This window comes from Microcystis aeruginosa NIES-4325 (assembly GCF_008974145.1).
In the GTDB taxonomy this organism is placed as follows: Bacteria; Cyanobacteriota; Cyanobacteriia; order Cyanobacteriales; family Microcystaceae; genus Microcystis; species Microcystis aeruginosa_G.
Window position 1 is genome coordinate 31446 of the sequence record NZ_BJKP01000024.1, and the last position, 20512, is coordinate 51957.

17 protein-coding genes and 1 tRNA gene are annotated in these 20512 nt (G+C 42.9%); 11 read left to right on the top strand and 7 right to left on the bottom strand.

The genetic code is table 11. The features are described from left to right. Positions 1-54 precede the first annotated feature (54 nt). Entirely contained in the window at positions 55-1482 is a 1428-nt protein-coding gene (gene murC / locus MiAbW_RS13570; RefSeq protein WP_151696540.1) for a UDP-N-acetylmuramate--L-alanine ligase, read from the bottom strand. Between the two features lie 791 nt (positions 1483-2273). Here murC and MiAbW_RS13575 point away from each other — a divergent pair. Continuing rightward, positions 2274-3290, top strand: a complete 1017-nt coding sequence (locus MiAbW_RS13575; RefSeq protein WP_151696541.1) for a type I glyceraldehyde-3-phosphate dehydrogenase — start codon at positions 2274-2276, stop codon at positions 3288-3290. Between the two features lie 79 nt (positions 3291-3369). Here MiAbW_RS13575 and MiAbW_RS13580 read toward each other — a convergent pair whose 3' ends face one another. Further along, a complete protein-coding gene (locus MiAbW_RS13580) occupies positions 3370-4146 on the bottom strand; it encodes an ABC transporter permease (RefSeq protein ID WP_151696542.1) in 777 nt (258 codons plus the stop codon). A gap of 126 nt (positions 4147-4272) precedes the next feature. On the opposite strand from MiAbW_RS13580, the gene MiAbW_RS13585 reads away from it, so the two are divergent. Continuing rightward, complete coding sequence (locus MiAbW_RS13585; protein ID WP_151696543.1) at positions 4273-5385, top strand: DegT/DnrJ/EryC1/StrS family aminotransferase; 1113 nt, start codon at positions 4273-4275, stop codon at positions 5383-5385. Between the two features lie 147 nt (positions 5386-5532). Here the strand turns inward: MiAbW_RS13585 and hflX are convergent, their stop codons facing one another. Further along, the gene (gene hflX, locus MiAbW_RS13590) at positions 5533-7236 is read right to left on the bottom strand and encodes a GTPase HflX (RefSeq protein ID WP_151696544.1); all 1704 of its coding nucleotides are present in this window, start codon (positions 7234-7236) and stop codon (positions 5533-5535) included. Between the two features lie 192 nt (positions 7237-7428). On the opposite strand from hflX, the gene MiAbW_RS13595 reads away from it, so the two are divergent. Further along, positions 7429-8352 (top strand): class II fructose-bisphosphate aldolase, encoded by a 924-nt coding sequence (locus MiAbW_RS13595; RefSeq protein WP_238707295.1) that lies wholly within the window; start codon positions 7429-7431, stop codon positions 8350-8352. A 363-nt stretch (positions 8353-8715) separates the two neighbouring features. After that, on the top strand, positions 8716-9309 hold the full coding sequence (gene rdgB / locus MiAbW_RS13600) for an RdgB/HAM1 family non-canonical purine NTP pyrophosphatase (protein WP_151696545.1): 594 nt from the start codon (positions 8716-8718) through the stop codon (positions 9307-9309). On the opposite strand, the gene lipA is transcribed toward rdgB, so the two are convergent. Continuing rightward, positions 9272-10177: a lipoyl synthase gene (gene lipA / locus MiAbW_RS13605; RefSeq protein ID WP_151696546.1), complete on the bottom strand. Its 906-nt coding sequence runs from the start codon at positions 10175-10177 to the stop codon at positions 9272-9274. The two genes, rdgB and lipA, sit on opposite strands and share 38 nt — an antisense overlap. A gap of 71 nt (positions 10178-10248) precedes the next feature. Between lipA and MiAbW_RS13610 the strand changes: the two genes are divergently transcribed. Both MiAbW_RS13610 and MiAbW_RS13615 read left to right on the top strand, forming a co-directional pair. Then, positions 10249-10322, top strand: a tRNA-Pro gene (locus MiAbW_RS13610). Positions 10323-10533: 211 nt separating this feature from the next. Beyond that, a complete protein-coding gene (locus MiAbW_RS13615; RefSeq protein WP_151696547.1) occupies positions 10534-13545 on the top strand; it encodes a type ISP restriction/modification enzyme in 3012 nt (1003 codons plus the stop codon). 84 nt (positions 13546-13629) lie between these two features. On the opposite strand, the gene MiAbW_RS13620 is transcribed toward MiAbW_RS13615, so the two are convergent. Together MiAbW_RS13620 and MiAbW_RS13625 are read right to left on the bottom strand one after the other, a co-directional pair. Next, positions 13630-14970, bottom strand: coding sequence for a TIGR03279 family radical SAM protein (locus MiAbW_RS13620; RefSeq protein ID WP_151696548.1), 1341 nt, complete (start codon positions 14968-14970; stop codon positions 13630-13632). 293 nt (positions 14971-15263) lie between these two features. Next, a complete protein-coding gene (locus MiAbW_RS13625; RefSeq protein ID WP_151696549.1) occupies positions 15264-15830 on the bottom strand; it encodes a Uma2 family endonuclease in 567 nt (188 codons plus the stop codon). Positions 15831-16360: 530 nt separating this feature from the next. Here MiAbW_RS13625 and fni point away from each other — a divergent pair. Further along, positions 16361-17416 (top strand): type 2 isopentenyl-diphosphate Delta-isomerase, encoded by a 1056-nt coding sequence (gene fni, locus MiAbW_RS13630; RefSeq protein ID WP_151696550.1) that lies wholly within the window; start codon positions 16361-16363, stop codon positions 17414-17416. Positions 17417-17426: 10 nt separating this feature from the next. Here the strand turns inward: fni and MiAbW_RS13635 are convergent, their stop codons facing one another. After that, complete coding sequence (locus MiAbW_RS13635; protein ID WP_151696551.1) at positions 17427-17897, bottom strand: pyroglutamyl-peptidase I family protein; 471 nt, start codon at positions 17895-17897, stop codon at positions 17427-17429. 83 nt (positions 17898-17980) lie between these two features. Here MiAbW_RS13635 and MiAbW_RS13640 point away from each other — a divergent pair, with 83 nt between their 5' ends. The 4 genes from MiAbW_RS13640 to MiAbW_RS13655 form a co-directional block, all read left to right on the top strand. Continuing rightward, a complete protein-coding gene (locus tag MiAbW_RS13640) occupies positions 17981-19036 on the top strand; it encodes a metallophosphoesterase family protein (protein WP_151696552.1) in 1056 nt (351 codons plus the stop codon). Positions 19037-19051: 15 nt separating this feature from the next. Then, positions 19052-19939, top strand: a complete 888-nt coding sequence (locus MiAbW_RS13645) for a ParA family protein (protein WP_151696553.1) — start codon at positions 19052-19054, stop codon at positions 19937-19939. Positions 19940-19951: 12 nt separating this feature from the next. Then, positions 19952-20257: a TIGR03792 family protein gene (locus MiAbW_RS13650; protein WP_151696554.1), complete on the top strand. Its 306-nt coding sequence runs from the start codon at positions 19952-19954 to the stop codon at positions 20255-20257. A 161-nt stretch (positions 20258-20418) separates the two neighbouring features. Next, positions 20419-20512, top strand: a 94-nt coding sequence (locus MiAbW_RS13655; protein ID WP_123231299.1) for a GDP-mannose 4,6-dehydratase, incomplete at its 3' end; no start/stop codon positions are given.

Sequence of the window (20512 nt, forward strand, 5' to 3'; positions counted from 1 at the left end):
TAAACAGTAAACATAATAACTGATAACTGATAACTGATAACTGATAACTAACTCCTATACTCTAACTGCTAATTGTTCGCGGTAAAGAGAGAGCATTTCGGGGATAACTTGATTGAGATTGCCAGCACCGAGAAAGAGGGCTAGATCGCCGGGTTGGAGAATTTCTAGCAGGAATTGACCTAAAGAACTCAATTCGGGGTGATAGTAGGCGTTTTTATGGTGTTTTCTCACCTGTTCGGCCACTTGCTGCCCAGTGACGTGATTGATATTCACTTCCCCGGCACTATAAATATCCGTTAAGACTACCACATCGGCGGAACTGAAAGCGGAGCCGAATTCCTCTAAAAAGGTAGTGGTGCGACTGTAGCGATGGGGTTGGAAAATAGCGATCGAACGTTGGTACTGTTTGCCTTCTACCTTTAATTTTGCCGCTGCTAAAGTGGCTAACAATTCGCTAGGATGGTGGGCATAATCATCAATAAAAGTAATGCCGTTTGCTTCTCCCTTGTGTTCAAAACGGCGTTTTGCCCCGGCAAAAGTAGCGATCGCATCGGCAATAACGGCAAATTCTAAACCGAGATAACGTCCGATAGCCACTACTGCCAAAGCATTACTGATATTATGTTGCCCAGGGATTTTCACTTCCATTTGTCCCAGATAACTGCCTTTTTCCCAGACGGAAGCTTTCATCATTCCCTGTTCATAGATAATCTCGCTGACGGTGTAATCGGCACCTTTTTCGGGATCGAGACTATAACTAATTGTCGGACGGAAATGCTCGGCGATCGTGTCACAATCTAAACAAGCGACTAAAATCTGGCACTGATCGGCAAATTCACGGAAAGTATCGATAACTTCGCTTAAATTCTGGTAATGATCGGGGTGATCTAGCTCAATATTAGTAATTACACCGATTTTCGGGGCGTGTTTGGTTAGGGAACCATCGGACTCATCGGCCTCTGCCACTAAAAAACGACCTTGACCAAGACGAGCGTTACCTTCCCAAGCGTCCACCTCACCACCGACAATGATCGTGGGGTCTAATCCCGCTTCTAACAAAACGTAACCGATTAAGCTGCTAGTGGTGGTTTTGCCGTGGGTGCCAGCAACGGCAATACTGTCGTAATCAGCGATTAAAGCCGCTAAAACGTCGCTGCGGTGAAAAATTGGGTATCCTAAGTCTCTGGCCGCTTGATATTCCTTGTTATGGTTATTAATCGCCGTGGAGCAGATTACTTGCGGAACTGTTTGGCTACTGTTTTCAGGGTCCGGAGAATGAAATAAAGCTAAATTATTTGCCTCTTGACGGTGGAAAATGTGCGCTCCCGCTCCCTGTAGCCGTTGGGTAATATGAGTAGGACGTAAATCGGAGCCAGACACGGGTAAATTGCGCTTGGCTAAGATATAAGCGAGGGCTGACATCCCAATACCGCCAATACCGATAAAATGGAAAGGTTGGCCGTTAAAATTAACTTTTTTCACTGTTTTCACTCCTCAAACCCACGATTATATAAGTTTTAAACTCGATCGGTAGTAAAGTCAACTTCATGATAGGGGCATTTGAGCAGAATTCCAAAGTGTTGCCCAGTCGCCTTGCAAAATCCTTGACGCAGAATTAAAATTTTTTCTCCCAATCCCCTTTTTTTTTGGTGTGGGGACTTTTCAGTGATCAGTAAACAGTAAACAGTAAACAGTAATCAGTAATCAGGGGCATAAATCTACTAAATCCTTATCTAGCAAAAGACTTAATTGATTAGTTCGTTCCAGATCGAAAACAATTGACAAAAATCGCTATAGCGTTTCCTAAGCTAGTGAGGTACACCTATTTTTCTTGCCTTTTGCCTCTTGCATGAGTGCCTAAAACCCATAACTTTTGTACCTCAGCAGACTGAAAAACGCTATAAATGTCTTTCTCTATAGTGGTTTCATCCCCTATAACCCCGTCCATTGTACAACACGAACCGAAGAGCCATCAGTGAACTGAAAACTGACATCTGACATCTGGTAACTGATCACTGATCACTGATGACTGATTACTGAAAAAGCTGACAGCTAAGGAGGGAATGGGTTTATGAGAATCTTTTAGCGGTTATTTAGGCTGATTTTGGTTTTAAATCGCTTTAATTAATTAAATTTACTCATTTAAACCCGATAAGATTGGTGAGGTAATAAATTATTTTCGATCGGGATCGTAAAGTTCAACCTTTAAGGTATGATTGGGAACATTAATTATTTTTTTATGTATTGCACTAAAACGTAGAGGGCAAGCAGCAGTGATTAGAGTAGCGATCAATGGTTTCGGACGGATTGGACGTAATTTCCTAAGATGTTGGTTAGGACGGACTGATAGTGGCTTAGAGGTAGTGGGGATCAATGATACATCCGATCCCCGGAGTAACGCTCACCTGCTCAAATATGACTCGATGTTAGGCAAACTTAACGCTAATATCGATGCCGATGATAATTCTTTAATTGTTAACGGTAAAACCATTAAATGTTATTCCGATCGCAATCCCCTCAATCTGCCCTGGGCTGAATGGGGTGTAGATCTGATTATCGAAGCTACCGGTGTTTTCGTCGATGAAGAGGGCGCTTCTAAGCATATTGTCGCAGGAGCAAAAAAAGTCCTCATTACCGCACCGGGTAAAGGTTCGGGTGTGGGAACCTATGTGGTTGGTGTCAACGCTCACGAATACGAACACGATAAATACAACGTCATCAGTAATGCCAGTTGTACCACCAACTGTCTTGCTCCTGTCGTCAAAGTGATTCACGAAAACTTCGGCATCATCAAAGGGACGATGACCACCACCCACAGTTACACTGGTGATCAACGCATTCTGGATGCTAGTCACCGGGATTTGCGTCGCGCTCGCGCCGCCGCCGTTAACATTGTTCCCACCTCCACCGGCGCTGCCAAGGCTGTAGCCTTAGTTATCCCGGAAATGAAAGGGAAACTTAACGGTATCGCTCTGCGGGTACCCACTCCTAACGTTTCTGTGGTGGATTTAGTGGCGCAAGTGGAAAAAAGCACGATCGCGGAACAGGTAAACGAAGTCCTCAAAGAAGCTTCGGAAAATTCTTTGAAAGGAATTCTCGAATATAATGATTTACCCCTCGTTTCCTCTGATTATCGCGGTGTTGATGCTTCCTCGATCATTGATGCTAGTCTCACCATGGTGATGGGTGGCGATATGGTAAAAGTTATCGCTTGGTACGATAACGAATGGGGTTACTCCCAACGGGTGGTTGATCTCGCTGAAGTCGTCGCCAGCAAGTGGAAGGCCTAATTTTTGGCCGTTAGGGGATAGAGGAATGGGGGAATTCAAATAAAACCCTAAAACCCTAACCCCCGCCTCCCGATTCCTTTCAACTGATCAGTGATAAATTCTCACCGAAAAAGCGCCGATAGATTCCCTCTGTCACCAATTGAGCGGTGATTAGGTTAGCTAGGGCAATCATAAACAGGATCAGTATCTGGTAGGAAGCGGCGTTTAAAGGTTCACTTCCTGCCAATACCTGTCCGGTAAACATTCCGGGTAAACTGACTAAACCCACCACCATCATCTGATTGAGGGTAGGGATTAAACTAGCTCGAATCGCCGCTTTTTGATAATCTGCGATCGCTTGTTGAGGAGTTGCCCCTAAACAAAGATGGGTTTCGATTTCTAAACGGTGACTTTTAATCGTACTGCTTAATCTCTCCCCGGCTAAAGAGGCACTATTCATGGCATTCCCTAACACCATCCCCGTCAAGGGAATCAAGTATTGGGGCGAGTACCATTGTTCTGGTTGAATAATTAAAGCGATCGCATAACCTAAAGTTAGACAGCTACTAATCAATAAAGAGCCAAAAACTAGGGGTAATAAGCCTTTATCTCGGCTATCGATGCGATTTTTAGCAACAATAGTCGCGATAGTTATCATTACTGCCAAAATCCCCAGCACTGCTAGAGGATTATCGAGGGAAAAAATAACGGCGATAACGTAGCCTACCACTAATAATTGCAGGATCGATCGACCGGTCGCTAATAATAATTGTCCCTCTAGGGCTAAATTTGACCAACGGGAGAGGAGTAAACAAATACCCATCATCCCCAAAGCCCAACCCAAATCCACCAGATTTAGTTCTACTAATCCATCCATAAAAATAAAAGAAACAAATTACAACGATAGTTCATCTATAAATAGCAAGTTTATAATTATTTTTGACTAATTATTCCTTCTTTTCGCCGACAAATCCCGATTAGTCTCTAATTTGAGTGAAAGCGCGTGAGTACAATTCCCCCCGTCGATTTATCCCGTCAATACCAAGTTATCAGCGAAGAAGCTAACCATGCCGTTTTAGAAATCCTCCGTTCTGGGCGCTATATTGGTGGCGAAGCTGTGAGCGAATTAGAACGACAATTTGCCCTCTATCACGGTGTTAGCGATTGTGTCGCCTGTAATTCGGGAACCGATGCCCTTTATCTGGCACTACGCGCCCTCGGTATTCAAGCGGGGGATGAAGTAATCACTTCCACTTTTTCGTTTATTGCCACCGCCGAAGCGATTAATTTAGTCGGGGCAGTGCCGGTTTTTGTCGATATCGATATTAATACTTTTAACCTCGATGTGGCACTGTTGGAAAAAGCGCTTACTCCCCAGACGAAAGCGATTATCCCAGTACACCTTTTTGGGCAATCTGTCAATATGTCTGAGGTAGTAAATTTCGCTCGTTCCCATAATTTATTGGTGATTGAGGATTGCGCGCAGGCAACAGGAGCAGAATGGCATGGGCAGAAAGTGGGGAGTATCGGCGATATTGGCTGTTTTAGCTTCTTTCCCACCAAAAATTTAGGCGGTTGTGGCGATGGTGGGGCTGTCACCACTAATAACCCTGAGTTAGCGGCACAGATGCGTATGGTTAAAGAACACGGCAGCAAGGTGCGTTATCTCCATGAGGTAATCGGGGTGAATAGTCGCTTAGATGCCGTTCAAGCAGTTATTTTGCAAATTAAGCTGAAATATCTCGATTTTTGGAATAATCAACGGATCGAGATTGCCCAACGTTATCAGGAATTACTGCAACCTTTGCCTAATATCACTTTACCTGCCGCTTTAGCTGGGGGTAAGCACGTTTGGAATCAGTACACGATCTTAACAGAGAATCGTGACCAAATTCGGGCAGCTTTGCAGGAAAAAGATGTCCTATCGATGGTTTATTATCCGATTCCCCTGCATTTACAGCCGGTTTATCAGTATTTAGGCTATAAAAAAGGTGATTTACCCATTTCCGAATTAGCAAGTGAAAAAGTGTTATCTTTGCCCATGTTCCCCGATTTAAGCTTTGAGGAACAACAACAGGTAGCCTACGCGCTGAAAGATTGTTTGCATAGTTCCTGAGTTATCAGTAGGAATTAGGAATTAGGAATTAGGAATTAGGAATTAGGAATTAGGAATTAGGAATTAGGAAGTGGGAAGAATAAATAAAAATAATCTCCTGACTCCTATCTCCTAACCCCACCAACAGACTTATTCAGCCAACCCTACCTAAGCAGTTAAATCGATTAACTTTTGTTTTAAAGTTTCCAATCCTAGCCGACGAATAGCCGAGATAAAAACACCTTGGGGATATTTTTCCTTAGCTATTTCCAAATCGTCGCTTTTTACCTGATCCAACTTATTAAACACCATTAACATTGGACCAGTTTGAATCGGCATCTCCGAGAGGATTTTTAACACCGAGGCAATCTGACTTTCCCAAGCTGGATGGGAGAGATCCACCAGATGGAGTAATGCGTCTGCTTCCGTTACTTCCTCCAAAGTTGCCCGAAAAGCATCCACCAGCGAGGGGGGTAATTCATGGATAAAACCCACCGTATCGGTTAGTAAGAGGGGGTGAGAGACTTGGGTGAGGGGATCGGTAATAGTTAAGCGTCGGGTGGTGGGATCGAGGGTAGCAAACAGTTGATCGGCGGTATAAACTTCGGCAGCGGTGAGAGCATTAATTAAAGTAGATTTTCCCGCATTGGTGTAACCGACGATCGCCACACTGGCTACATCTTGTTTTTGCCGTTGTTTGCGTAAACGGGAACGATGAGCTTGCAGTTGATCCACCTCATCTTGGAGACGGGATAAACGACGTTGAATAGTTCGGCGTTCTGTTTCTAATTTTGTCTCCCCCGGTCCGCGAGTGCCAATTCCTCCCCCTAATCTCGACATGGCTAATCCGCGCCCAGTCAGACGGGGTAAAGTGTATTCTAATTGGGCTAATTCTACCTGTAGTTTACCCGCTTGGGATTGGGCCCGTTGGGCGAAAATGTCCAAGATCACCTCGGTGCGATCGACCACTCTCACCCCGATTTGGTTCTCTAGATTGCGAATTTGGGCGGGAGAAAGATCGCGATTGAATACGACTAAATTAGCCCCCGAAGTTTGCACCTGTAGGGCGATTTCTGCCACTTTTCCCGAACCGATCACTGTTTGAGGATGGGGATGATCCCGTTTTTGTCGGGTGACTTGCAAAACTTTACCCCCGGCGGTATCAACTAAACGTTCTAATTCACTTAAACCGTCCTCAAACTGGCGATCGCTCATATTGTCGGTCATTAAACCAACCAATAGCACCCGATCTTCGGCTGTATCAACGGTTATAGCGGTAAATTCTCGCTGAAACTCCGCCTCTAGTCCTTCCACTAACTCTAAAAAGTCCTGTTTGCTTAAATCCTCTAGATTTAAGGGCGGGGAGACAGACCAGTATATATTACTATTGACATTTGTTTGACTTTGTGGTATGAGATGCGCCAGATAGACCTGCTCCACATAACCGGTCGCCCCACCACCGCGACGGATCATGCCTGTGCCGGTTAGGGTTAAGACCACCAGTGCGTCTAATCTTTGCAGAGCCATGGCGGTTAAACTGGATTCTTTTGGCGGTTCCTGCTTGAGTTCCGTGGCGATACAACGAATTCCGCAAAGACGTTCGGAACCGTAGCGGGGTAGTTCCAAGAGAGAAAATTGGGTTTGTCGGGGGGTTCCTACTCCCACACGAATTACCTGGCCGCGACGGTTGATATAGGTGCAGAGGGGTTGATGGATATCGGTACTAATAGCCGCCAGTCTTTGGGCGAATTCTGGGGTGGTGAGAGTATCGATGGGTAAGCGTTCATGGTACAGCCTTTGTAGCTGTTTCATCTGACTAGCTTTTAGTCCCTGGGTATTGCCGAAGATGGTATCGATAGGCTTTCCTCCCAATTAGGATTTTATTTATTATTGTAGCGATTTTGACACTCGCTGCCCTTTTATACTAAATCCAGTTATTAAAAACTGATTATCTATTCCTCCTATTGCCTATTGCATGAGTAGAAAACGGGTTTCTCGGAGAAACCCGTTTTCTGTGCGTTACTCAGAATCCAGCCCTAATTAGGGTAAAATTGGGCAGTATCAATGGTTATTTTCCATATTATGCTCGCTTCTACTCAGGAACTCCTCGAAACCGCTCGCAAAAATATCTATGCGATCGGGGCTTTTAATGTTTATAACCTAGAAGGGGTCAAAGCGGTGATTAGTGCCGCCGAGGATTGTCGTAGTCCCGCTATGTTGCAAATTCACCCCAGCGCTTTGCGTTATGGCAGTTCCACCCTCGTCGCTCTCTGTTTAGAGGCCGCTCGCTCGGCCAAGGTTCCTATCTCGGTCCATCTTGACCATAGCACTAAAGCCAGCGACATCTACGAGGCCCTAGAAGCGGGGATGACCTCAATTATGGCCGATGGCTCTCATCTTCCCTACCAAGATAATCTCGCTTTTACCAAAGAAATGACTCGTCTCGCTCACGAATACGGGGCCGTGGTGGAGGCAGAAATCGGCCGAATTAGCGGCACTGAGGACGGGTTAACTATTGCCGAAAAAGAGGCTAAAATGACAGATCCAGAGCAAGCAGTGCAATTTGTGCAGGCAACGGGAGTGGATTCTCTGGCCGTAACTATCGGTAATGTCCATGGCGAGTACAAAAGTCCGCCCCGTCTCGATTTCGATCGCCTGGCCCGGATTCGACAACTTCTGTCTATTCCCCTAGTTTTACACGGCGCTTCCGGTTTACCCCCAGAAATGATCGGGCGATCGATCCAGTTAGGAGTCTGCAAATTTAATGTTAATACAGAAGTGCGTCAAGCCTATATGCAGTCCCTGAAACGGGAAATTTGCGGGCCAGAGGATAAGGATTTATTAGAAATCGCAGGAGAGGCAATTGCTGCGATGAAATCGGTAATTATCGACAAATTAACCCTTTTTGGTGCTGTCAATAAGGCCCACCTCCACGAAACTCCCTACGCTCAAATGTTAGCGGGATTATCAGTTATCAGTTATCAGTAAACAGTTATCAGTTATCAGTAAACAGTTATCAGTTATCAGTAGATATCTGCAATTCACTGAAAAAATACGGGTTAATCAACCAGAAAGACTTTTAGTCTTGAGATAATATTAAGTAGGTAGGTATTAAAAACTTTCAGATGCCCCCTTATTAAGGGTAAATCCCTCCGCCTATCGGCACCCCCCTTATTAAGGGTAAATCCCTCCGCCTATCGGCACCCCCCTTATTAAGGGGGGCAGGGGGGATCGAGCCTAAAATCCATTTTTAATTTAATTATAACCAGCTACTTACCTGGAGGTCTAGTAAGCTGAAACCTCACATTTGATAACTGGTAACTGATCACTGATCACTGAGATAAAAGGCCAATGAAAAAATTAATTCTAGCCACGAGTAATCCGGGTAAATTGGCAGAGATAGGGGAATACTTAACTGATATCGACCTAGAATTGCAGTTAAAACCCGATTATTTAGAGATCGAGGAAACCGGGGCGACTTTTGCCGAAAATGCCTATTTAAAAGCTGCTCAAATTGCCCTAACATTGGGAGAATGGTCGATCGCCGATGATTCGGGATTGGAAGTAACCGGGTTAGGAAATGCCCCAGGGATTTACTCGGCCCGCTATGGTAAAAATGATCGAGAAAGAATCGATCGCCTCGTCAGAGAATTAGGGGATAATCAAGATCGTTCGGCCCGTTTTGTCTGTGTAATTGCGATCGCCCGTCCCGATGGTGAGATTGCCTTGAGCGCCACAGGAATCTGCACGGGAGAAATTCTCACCAGTCCTAGGGGTAAAGGTGGTTTTGGTTACGATCCGATTTTTTATGTTCCCGAATACGCTTTAACCTTTGCGGAAATGTCTCCCGAATTAAAAAGAAAAATTAGCCACCGAGGACGAGCTTTTGAGCAATTGCTGCCCCATCTCAAGACTCTCGCGGGTACAAATTCATTAAGGCTCTGACTTGTTCAGCATGATAAGAGCTTCTTGTCAAGGGACTCGCAACAATTTGTAAAAATCCCAGGGATTCCCCATATTCGCGCCAAGCTTGGAACTGTTCGGGGGCGATAAATTCCTGTACACCGAGATGTTTTGGCGATGGTTGCAGATACTGCCCGATGGTGAGAATATCACAATCAACGGCCCGTAAATCGCCCATCACTTGCCGCACTTCCTCGTCGGTTTCCCCCAATCCCACCATAATGCCCGATTTTGTGTAGGTAGCGGGAACAATGGCGCGAGCGCGCTGCAATAATTCTAGAGAACGCTGGTAATCCCCCTGGGGACGCACGCGACGGTAGAGACGGGGAACAGTTTCGGTATTGTGGTTTAAAACTTCAGGTTTAGCGGCAAGAATTAAAGCTAAAGCCTGCCAATTGCCACAAAGATCGGGAATCAGCACTTCGATGGTAGTTTTTGGAGAAATGCGGCGAATTTCCTCGATACAACGGACAAATTGACTAGCACCCCCATCAGCCAAATCATCGCGATTGACAGAAGTGATCACTACATGATTAAGATCAAGACGTTGCACGGCTGCCGCTAGTCGCAGGGGTTCCGTGGAGTCTAAAGGTTGCGGTTTTTTCTCAAAATCAATATCACAGTAAGGACAGGCGCGAGTGCAAGCAGGACCCATAATTAAAAAGGTAGCCGTCCCTGCGTGGAAACATTCGCCGATATTGGGACAGGAAGCCTCCTCACAAACGGTATTTAAGCCTAAATCGCGTAAAACTTCCTTAACACTGCCGACTCGCTGCCATTGCGGTGCTTTCACCCGTAACCACTCTGGTTTGACCGTCACGCCTGAACTACTCCGATAATTTTTGCCTATATCTGTAATATCCTAGCAAGTCTCGACCCAATCAAGGCCGAATATGCTATGATGATTTAGCTAAAAAATTTCGGGATGTAGCGCAGCTTGGTAGCGCACTTCGTTCGGGACGAAGGGGCCGCAGGTTCGAATCCTGTCATCCCGATTAAAGACAATCAAGGGGAGATGCAAAATCTACTCTCTTGGGTTTGCTGGGTAAAATGTATTCTAGGATATAGTCCTGCTGGCGAGGGAGTGGAAAAAACTACGAAGACAGGAAGGAACTGCCTTTTGCCTTTTGCCTTTTGCCTTTTGCCTCTCCTAACCAAGAAATTAATTTTGTACGACTAACCACTTAATTTACCTCCTCTAAGCCCATGTCTAGATTATTAATCAGCCAGTATCAGGCGGAAGTTGAGAAGATTGTCCAATATGGCGGAAGTCGCAAGGAAACTTCGATTAGAGTCGCTTTTCAGAATTTGTTAAATGACTATTGCAAGGCGCGGGATTTTTTGTTAATTCCGGAGTTGGATTATCGCACTAAGTCGGGAAAAGTTGTCTATCCTGACGGGACGGTAAAGGATGCTTTGCGGTTAGATTGGGGATATTGGGAAAGTAAGGATCAATACGATAATTTAGACGAAGAAATTGAGAAAAAGTTAGCGAAAGGCTACCCCAATGACAATATTTTATTTGAAGACTCCCAGACGGCGGTTTTAATTCAAGGAGGAGAGGAAAGACTGCGCGTCTCCATGCGCGATGATGAGGCTTTGGATGGGATTATTAATGCTTTTATCAATTATGTCCGTCCGGAGGTTGAGGATTTTCGAGAGGCAATTGATAGTTTTAAGGAAGATTTACCAACAATTTTAGAAGCGTTGCGGGGTTTAATTGCGCGACAGTCGGAGACGAATCGGAATTTTGTGACAGCGCGGGACAAATTTTTAGAGATTTGTCGCAAGTCAATCAATCCAGAAATTAGTCTGGAAGATGTGCGAGAGATGATTATTCAGCACATCCTGACAGAGGATATTTTTATCAATATTTTTAATGAGTCCCAGTTTCACCGGGAAAATAATATCGCTAGGGAATTACAGGGAGTGATTGAAACTTTCTTTACTGGTAATACTAAGCGCAATACTTTAGGGACTATTGAACGTTATTATGCAGTAATTCGGCGGACAGCGGCGAATATTTATAACCACCACGAGAAGCAGAAGTTTCTCAAGGCGATTTATGAGAATTTTTATAAAGCATACAATCCGAAAGCGGCAGACCGGTTGGGAATTGTCTATACACCCAATGAAATTGTCCGTTTTATGATTGAAAGTGTCGATTATTTGGTCCACAAGCATTTTGGTAAGTTGTTGGCGGATCCAGGAGTAGAAATTTTAGATCCGGCGACGGGGACAGGAACTTTTGTAACGGAGTTAATTGAGTATTTACCGAAGGATAAGTTACGGTACAAGTATAAGCATGAGATGCACTGTAATGAGGTGGCAATTCTGCCTTATTATATTGCGAATTTGAATATTGAGTTCACCTATAAGCAGAAGATGGGTGAGTATGAGGAGTTTGAGCATATCTGTTTTGTGGATACCCTGGACCATGCTGCTTTTCATCTCAAGCAGATGGATTTGTTTGCCATGTCGGTGGAGAATACCCAACGCATTCAAAATCAAAATGACCGCAATATTTCTGTAATTATTGGTAATCCTCCTTATAATGCTAATCAGCAAAATGAGAATGACAATAATAAAAATCGGAAGTATCCTGCTATTGATAAGCGCATTAAGGATACTTACATCGAAGAGAGTACCGCGCAGAAGACAAAGCTATATGATATGTATTCTCGCTTCTTTCGTTGGGCTACAGATAGGTTAGGTGAAAATGGTATAATAGGTTTTATTACTAATTCGTCATTTATCGATGCGAGGACATTTGACGGTTTTAGAAAAGTAGTAGAGAATGAGTTTAGTGAAATTTATATCATTGATTTAGGTGGTAATGTCAGGAAAAATCCTAAACTTTCAGGGACAACTCATAATGTTTTCGGTATTCAGACGGGGGTGACGATTAGTTTGATGGTGAAGCGAGAAAGTAATAATCTTCCTTGTCAAATTTTATATACTCGCCGTCCTGAATTGGATACAGCAGCGCAAAAATTAGAGTTTTTGTCATCGACAAAACTTAATCAGCTTGATTTTGAGCATATCATCCCAGATAAAAAACATAACTGGATTGAACAATCAGATAATGATTTCGATTGTCTGATACCATTGGTAAATAAGAATACTAAACTAGCCAAATCTGGCGCAGAAGAAATGGCAGTTTTCAAACTATTTTCATTGGGTGTAGTAACCAATCGAGATGAATGGGTATATGATTATTCTGACAAAAACTTATCTCGTAAAATGTCTTATTTTCTAGAAATTTATAATAGACAACTAGGAAAAATATCAAAAACATCAAATGTTTTAGAGGAAAAATTATCAACTGAGATTAAGTGGACGAGAGACTTGAAAAAACAATTAACAAATAATAGTAAAATAAGTTTTGATGAGAATTGCATATTACCATCTCTATATAGAAGTTTTGTTTCAAAATATATTTACTGGGATAAATGTGTTAATGAAATGCAATATCAACTCCCAAAAATCTTTCCTGATATAAATTCTCAAAACATAGTTATTATTTATTCTTCTGGACAAAAAGCATTTACAGTTCTCTCAAGTAATCAAATTTTTGATTTACATTTAACAGGTGACTCTCAATGTCTCCCTCTTTACTACTACGACAAAGAAGGAAACCGCATCGATAATATCACCGATTGGGGATTGCAGCAATTCCAAAAACATTACAACGATAAAACCATCACCAAACTCGATATCTTCCACTACACTTATGCAGTCCTCCACTACCCGGAATATCGCAGTAAATACGAATTAAATCTTAAGCGAGAATTTCCGCGACTTCCCTTTTATGATAACTTCTCTCAATGGGTAGAATGGGGAAGCAAACTAATGGAATTACATATCAACTATGAAACCGTCGCACCCTACCCACTAACCCGCATTGATACTAATAATAACCTCAAACCAAAAACTAAACTAAAAGCTGACCGAGAAAAAAATTCTATCAACCTCGATGATGTCACTTTCCTACAAGATATTCCCAAAATTGCCTGGGAATATAAACTCGGTAATCGTTCAGCCCTAGAATGGATATTAGATCAATATAAGGAAAAGAAACCCAAAGATCAAACCATCGCCGAAAGATTTAATCATTATCGCTTTGCCGATTATAAAGAAACAGTAATTGACTTATTACAACGAGTCTGTACTGTCAGCGTCGAAACCATGAAAATAATAGAAGCGATGAAACATTAAAAAGATTGCAGCTTTTCGGCCCTCTTATTCTTTGTGTGATAAGTTTAATTTATGCTAATAATAAATCCAGTTATTAAAAACTGATTATCTATTGAGCGTCAGACAAGTTTTAATTAATTCCTCCACTCCCAGGACTGGATAAATAGGGACTCCTAACTGATTAATCACAGTTTCTAGGGTTAAATCATCTAAAAATACCGCTTCCCCATGCTTGAGCATGAGGGAGGGTAATAAAACCCCATCCCCAAGATTTTTACCTTGTAATCCCTTAAGAATATCTTGCCCGGTTAATAAACCCGTAACCGTGATTTCCTGTCCCCAATAATCACTATTTAAAGCCACTAATTCCACGGTTAAACCCTGCACCTTATTTAACTGTTTAACTAGGGGTTGAAAAGCTTGTTCTACCGCATTTCCCACTACCCATATTAACCGTCTAGAGGGAGTAATTTGAGCAGGTAATAACTTCTTGGCTGTCTTCTGAAAATCCCTAATAAATTGACGAATTGAGCCAACTCCGTTACCGATTTGGGGATAGTCTTCGTAGTGAGATTGGGGTGGTAAATCGACTCGGGCAATTAAAAACCATTCATCGGCTAACCACACCACATTACTGCCAAATTCTTGGCGAAATTGTTTCTGTAAAATTTGGACTTGTTCAATCACTTCTCGCGCTTTTTCTTGGCTAACGGGAATTAATTCATCTTCTTGGGGACGAAAGCGGGTTAATCCCACGGGAACTACGGCAACCGACTCCACACAGGGAATATCTCCCCGATGAAAAGAAACCAAATCTAATAGGGTTCTTTCCAGATGAATTCCATCATTAATATTGGGACAAACTACCACTTGAGCATGAATTTGTAATTGTCTCGCTTGTAGCCATTTTAAATGGTCTAAAATTTGACCAGCGCGGGGATTTTTTAAGAGACGAATCCTCAGATCTGGTTCCGTGGCATGAACGGATACAAAAAGCGGTGAGATGTGCATCTTTTCGATTCGCTGCCATTCTTTTGATGTGAGATTAGTTAAGGTTAAATAACTGCCATAGAGAAAACTTAGGCGATAGTCATCATCTTTATGGTATAAAGTTTCTCTTTTGCCCTCTGGTTGTTGATCGATAAAGCAAAAAGGACATTTATTATTACACTGAATTAAGCCATCAAAAAGGGCAGTTTCAAACTCTAAACCTAAGTCGTCATGATAATCTTTTTCGATGTCTATCCGGTGAGTTTTTCCCTGACTATCAAGCACTTCTAGGGTGAGAAATTCATCGGCACACAAAAATTGATAATCGATTAAGTCCCGGGGACGATTACCATTGATAGAGACGAGCGCATCCCCAATTTCAAAACCCACCTCGGCGGCGATCGAATCCGGGATGACACCAGTAATTTTAGCAGGACGAATAGTTAATTCACTCATGTTTTTAGGTCGCCATCCAATTATTTAACTGCAAGTCTTTGGCTGCATCTCACTTTTGTCAAACTAATTCTACAGCAGCTTAGGGCGATCGCTCCATAAAACTCCTCCCAAATTGATCATGAGCGAAACATTAAAAGAATGTTAAAACCTTAAACGCTATGCCTAGGGGTTGACTTTTAGGGTTTTTGATCGTTCCTGTTTTCGTTAACTTTTCAATCCGTTCTAATCTATCCGCTGCCGTTAATCAGTACAGGTGTTCGGAGAAGGTGGAATCGATCGCGGGGTGTAGGGCATTAACTTAATCGGGCCTTGGCAAAAATTTGTCCGGGGGTTAGGGTTAAATCGGGGAGGAGAATATCGCTCATCTCGTCATCGCCTTTTTTAATCGCCGGGGGTGCGTCGGGATAGAAAATTGTGATCTGCTTGGCCCGGGGATCGACGATCCAGACGCGACTGACTCCCGCTTTTAGGTAGTCCACGGCTTTTTCGCTCAGGCTGCTGAAGGATTGTTCCGGAGAAATAATTTCGATGACTAATTCCGGGGGAACGGGACAAGCTTCATCGGTGAGGGGAATATCTCCTAACCTTTCCAAGGAAATGTAGAGGAGATCGGGAACGGGACACCAATCTCGATCGTTTTTGCTGAGAATGATCGCCCATTCGATTCCCACCTCTCCCCGTCCTTGATTCCAGCGATCGAGTACGAGAAATAAAGCACCAGTTAAACGAGAATGAAAGAATTTCGGTGACATTTTTGCGATCGCTTCTCCATCGACTAATTCATAGGTAATATCGCCATCGGCATCGGTTAGCGAGAGAAATTCCGGTAAAGTGAGGGATTTAGAAGAGATAAGAGTCATGGTCAATTTTCAACCGAAGCAATAGGAAAATCGAGCGGGAATTTTCAGATCGGGGCGATTGCTTATTAGCTAATCTTCCCCGGGCATTCGTAGCAGCCACGGATTAAACTAACGGGAGGCATATTGATCATCTCGTAGCCAATCAGCTGATGGGTAAACATAAATCTCAGATTATGACCCTCTCAAAGCATACACGAACCAGTTAATCTGTTGCCAATCTTTTAGCTCTTTCTCTTGATTTATTTGACTTGTCAATCTAATATAGCGCGTGGAAAGAACCACAAAGACACAAAGGACAAAAAGATCGATCGCTCCTATGGCTGAATTTGTTTCCATTGCTGACGACCAACCACCGCCTTCGTTAACAACTGGAACAATTGACTCAATATCCTGTATAGTCAACTGTGTAGCGATTGTAATCCTCACCTAAGTACCTAAGCAAAATTAATTACACATATCTACCCCCCCTTGCCTCTTGCCTCCTGCCTTTTGCCTTTCTTCACTAGGAAATTTATTTTGCACGACTACTTATGACCACTCTCCCCCCTGTTAATGCCGCTAGTGACATAGAAAATCGTAAAGCCGAACATTTGCGAGTTTGTCTGGAAGAAGACGTAGAATTTAGCGAAATTAGCAGTGGATTAGAGAAATATCGCTTTAATCACTGCTGTTTGCCAGAACTAGACCGCAGTGATATTAATATTGGTACTAGCTTTTTAGGCAAAAGCCTCGGCGCCCCTGTATTGATTTCTTCCATGACCGGGGGAACTACCTTAGCCCATCTAGTCAATACTCGACTGGCAACCGTCGCCCAACGTTACCGTTTAGCGATGGGGGTTGGGTCCCAACGCATCGCCCTCGAACAACCGGAATTAGCCGCCACTTTTTCCGTTCGCCATCTCGCCCCCGATATCCTGCTTTTGGCTAATTTAGGGGCAGTGCAGTTAAATTATGGCTGTGGTGTGGAAGAATGCCTGAAATTAGTCGATTTATTGGAGGCTGATGCCCTGATTCTTCATCTTAATCCCCTGCAAGAATGGGTACAATCGGGAGGCGATAAAAATTTTCGAGGACTCCTTGACAAAATCGCCCTCGTCTGCTCTAAATTGCCCGTTCCTGTGGTGGCTAAGGAAGTGGGTAACGGCATCTCCGGGGCAATGGCTAAAAAGTTAATAGAGGCGGGGGTGGCGGCGATTGATGTGGCGGGGGCTGGCGGCACTTCTTGGGCAAAGGTGGAAAGTCAAAGGGCAAAAGATAAAAAACAGCGTCATTTAGGTCAAGTTTTCGCCGATTGGGGTTTACCCACCGCCGATTGTATTACCTCTATCCGGGCAATTAATTCTACTATTCCTCTCATCGCTTCCGGGGGTTTGAAAAATGGGGTCGATATTGGCAAAGCTATCGCTTTAGGGGCGGATTTAGGCGGTTTAGCCCGGCCTTTTCTCACCGCAGCTGTGGCATCGGAGGCGGCGGTAGATGAGTTGGTGACTTTTTTGATTGCTGAATTAGAAATTGCTTTATTCTGTACGGGTAATGCTAATTTATCGGCCTTAAAAAATTCCAGTGCTTTAAGCTTGGGAAATTAATTTTGTCCGACTAATTACTGATAATTTTTTGAAAATCTCTTTGAATAATAGCGAAATTTTTGTCTGTTAAAAGCGGCACATGAACGAATAAGGCTCTCGGATGATATTTTAAGACTTGAAAATATAATTCTTCGCAGACAAACTGACCAGCATTATCGCTGATATAACTATAGTCAAGGTTTTTAATTAAATCTGACAAGGGAATTGGTGTCAATAACTTTTTTGTGCTACTCCTAGCCTGAGATTCTAAACTTAAACGATAACGACTTTCCGCCATGCCACAACAAATAACTAAATCGGGTTTTTTGTCTTGAATAGCTTTGATAACTCGTTCACTGGCTCGATGGGTATTAACGGGAAGTTGACGCAAAAATAAAAGCTTTTTTGCATAATTATCTTGAATAGATACTAACAAATCATCGGAGGAATTACTCCGGTGATGACATAACCAAGGCGCAAAAGAAGTTAAGAGAATTGTCAAGTTATTTCCTTAAAAGCGATCGAAGGGACAAAAATTGCTACACTAACTGACGTGACCTCAATTAAAGACGAGATTGATATTCTATGCAACGCCGTAAATTTTTGCTTATTAGTGGCAGTTTAGGCGGTTTTAGCTTGGCAGCTTGCGCTCATCAAATTTTACAGCCCGTTACTTCCAAAAATCCCCCTGAGTCTCCTGTTAAACAAGCACAAAAGGCGAAAAAAGTCAAGATAATCGTGATTAGTGACCTTAATAGTCAATACGGTTCCACTACTTACGATCCCGAAATCGATCGAGCTATCCCCTTAATTATCAATCATAAACCCGATCTGGTCCTCTGTGGTGGCGACATGGTGGCAGGACAAAAAAGCAGCCTGACAGAGGCAGCAATTAACGCTATGTGGTCAGCCTTTGATTCCCATATCGCCGCACCCCTGCGAGCTGCTAAAATACCCTTTGGTTTTACCATCGGTAATCATGACGCTTCTGGAGCTTTATCCGCAGGAAAATTTATCTATGCTCAAGAGAGAAAATTAGCCCAAGATTATTGGCAAAATCCCCAACATGAGACAAGTTTAAATTTTATCGATAAAACCAGCTTTCCTTTTTATTATACTTTCACTCAAAATGGTATATTCTATCTAGTTTGGGATGCCTCCACTCATTTAATCTCTGGGCAACAACTAAATTGGGCAGCAAAAAACTTGAGTAGTAGCGACGCTAAAAATGCTAGAATGCGGCTAGTAATCGGTCATTTACCCCTCTACGGTATTGCCGTCGGTAGAAATCGACCAGGGGATTATTTAGCCGATGCCGAGAAATTAAGAGCGTTTTTAGAGGGCCATCAGGTGCATACTTATATTAGTGGCCATGCTCACGCTTACTATCCGGGTAAACGGGGGCAATTACAATTATTACACGCGGGAGCTTTAGGCAGTGGACCGCGACGGTTATTGAACAGTGAACAAGCACCTAGAAAAACCCTAACAATTATCGATATTAATCCCCATCAACAGGAAACAGTTTACACCACCTACGATATGAAAACCCAAAAGGCGATCGATATTACCAGTTTACCTCCTTTGATTATGGCTCCCAACGGGCAGGTTTTACGTCGAGATATTCCATCGGTTAACTAGAAAGGAATTCCCATCATGGCCACTGTCATCAGCACCGTTAATATGAAAGGAGGAGTAGGAAAAACTACCCTTACCGTCAACCTTGCCACCTGTTTAGCTAAATTTCAGCAAAAACGAGTCCTTGTCCTCGATTTAGACGCTCAAATCAGTGCGACTCTTAGCTTGATGTCCCCCCATGAATTCGCTCAACTGCGTCGCAAAAAACGCACTTTAAGCTATTTATTAGAAGCAATTATCAAACCCAATCCCTACAATAAATTAACTATTGATGATATTATTGTCCCTTCAGTCTGTGAAATTAAAGGCTTAGATCTACTGCCGGGAGACATCGAACTATATGACGAATATGTCGTCTCAGAAACCCTGCACCATCAAGCAATTTTACAGGAAGATTTAGGCTTTGATCATGCTTGGAATAACCTGGAAAGAATCCTAATTCAAAAAATCATTGAACCGATTCAAGACCGTTACGATTATATTATCATGGACTGCGCTCCGGGCTATAATCTTTTAACTCGTAGTGGACTATGTAGCAGTCATTTTTATTTACTACCTGCCCGTCCCGAACCCTTATCAATTGTCGGCATTCAGCTATTAGAAAGAAGAATAGTTAAACTGAAAGCTAGTCATCAAGAAACCCAACCGATTAACCCTAGTTTACTCGGTATAGTTTTTATTCTTTCCGGTGGTGGTTTACTCAGTCGCTACTATAATCAAGTCATGCGCCGGGTACAACAGGATTTTCAAGCCCATCAAATTTTTGCTAATGCGATTCCTATGGATGTTAATGTAGCTAAAGCTGTGGATATGTTCGTGCCTGTGGTGGCAGCCATGCCTTCTTCTAGTGGTTCCAAAGCTTTTATGAAACTCACAGAAGAATTCTTGATGAAAGCCAAAAAATAGGAGATAATTACTATGGTCATTGAGTGGTTAGAATTTCAAGTTAAACCCGAAGCTAGGGAAAAATTTATCCAAAAAGATGAAGAAATTTGGACAAATTTTTTAGCAAAACAAGCGGGGTTTTTAGGTAAAGAAATTTGGATTAATCCCGCCATCGAGGAACAATTAATTATCGTTGCCCATTGGCAAACGAAAGAACAGTGGAAAGCTATCTCCAAAAATTTACTTGATGAGACCGAAGCCAAATTTTCCCTAGCCATGGGAAAAGATAATTATCAATTAGTCAAAGTCAAGGAATTTCAAGTCAGAAAATTCCGATAAAATTGTCAGAACCATTTAGAATCTATGCAGCCCAGATAAAAAATCAATTCATCTTTTTGTCCCCTGTCAACCTAGCCAAACTTGTCATGAGGGGCTAAAGTGTGCTATAAGCAGTCAGACCCTTTCAGGGTCTTTATTCTTTCCGATTAGGTAAATTACTGATGACTGAAGCTAAACGCGCCCTAATTACCGGCATCACCGGTCAAGATGGTTCCTATCTGAGCGAATTATTATTAGAAAAAGGCTATGAAGTCC

Excerpts from the sequence above, each read along its gene's own strand:
- MiAbW_RS13580 (WP_151696542.1), bottom strand. The coding sequence starts at position 4,146 with ATGGATGGATTAGTAGAACTAAATCTGGTGGATTTGGGTTGGGCTTTG.
- MiAbW_RS13595 (WP_238707295.1), top strand. The coding sequence starts at position 7,429 with ATGGTTATTTTCCATATTATGCTCGCTTCTACTCAGGAACTCCTCGAA.
- rdgB (WP_151696545.1), top strand. The coding sequence starts at position 8,716 with ATGAAAAAATTAATTCTAGCCACGAGTAATCCGGGTAAATTGGCAGAG.
- MiAbW_RS13615 (WP_151696547.1), top strand. The coding sequence starts at position 10,534 with ATGTCTAGATTATTAATCAGCCAGTATCAGGCGGAAGTTGAGAAGATT.
- MiAbW_RS13620 (WP_151696548.1), bottom strand. The coding sequence starts at position 14,970 with ATGAGTGAATTAACTATTCGTCCTGCTAAAATTACTGGTGTCATCCCG.
- MiAbW_RS13625 (WP_151696549.1), bottom strand. The coding sequence starts at position 15,830 with ATGACTCTTATCTCTTCTAAATCCCTCACTTTACCGGAATTTCTCTCG.
- fni (WP_151696550.1), top strand. The coding sequence starts at position 16,361 with ATGACCACTCTCCCCCCTGTTAATGCCGCTAGTGACATAGAAAATCGT.
- MiAbW_RS13640 (WP_151696552.1), top strand. The coding sequence starts at position 17,981 with ATGCAACGCCGTAAATTTTTGCTTATTAGTGGCAGTTTAGGCGGTTTT.
- MiAbW_RS13645 (WP_151696553.1), top strand. The coding sequence starts at position 19,052 with ATGGCCACTGTCATCAGCACCGTTAATATGAAAGGAGGAGTAGGAAAA.
- MiAbW_RS13650 (WP_151696554.1), top strand. The coding sequence starts at position 19,952 with ATGGTCATTGAGTGGTTAGAATTTCAAGTTAAACCCGAAGCTAGGGAA.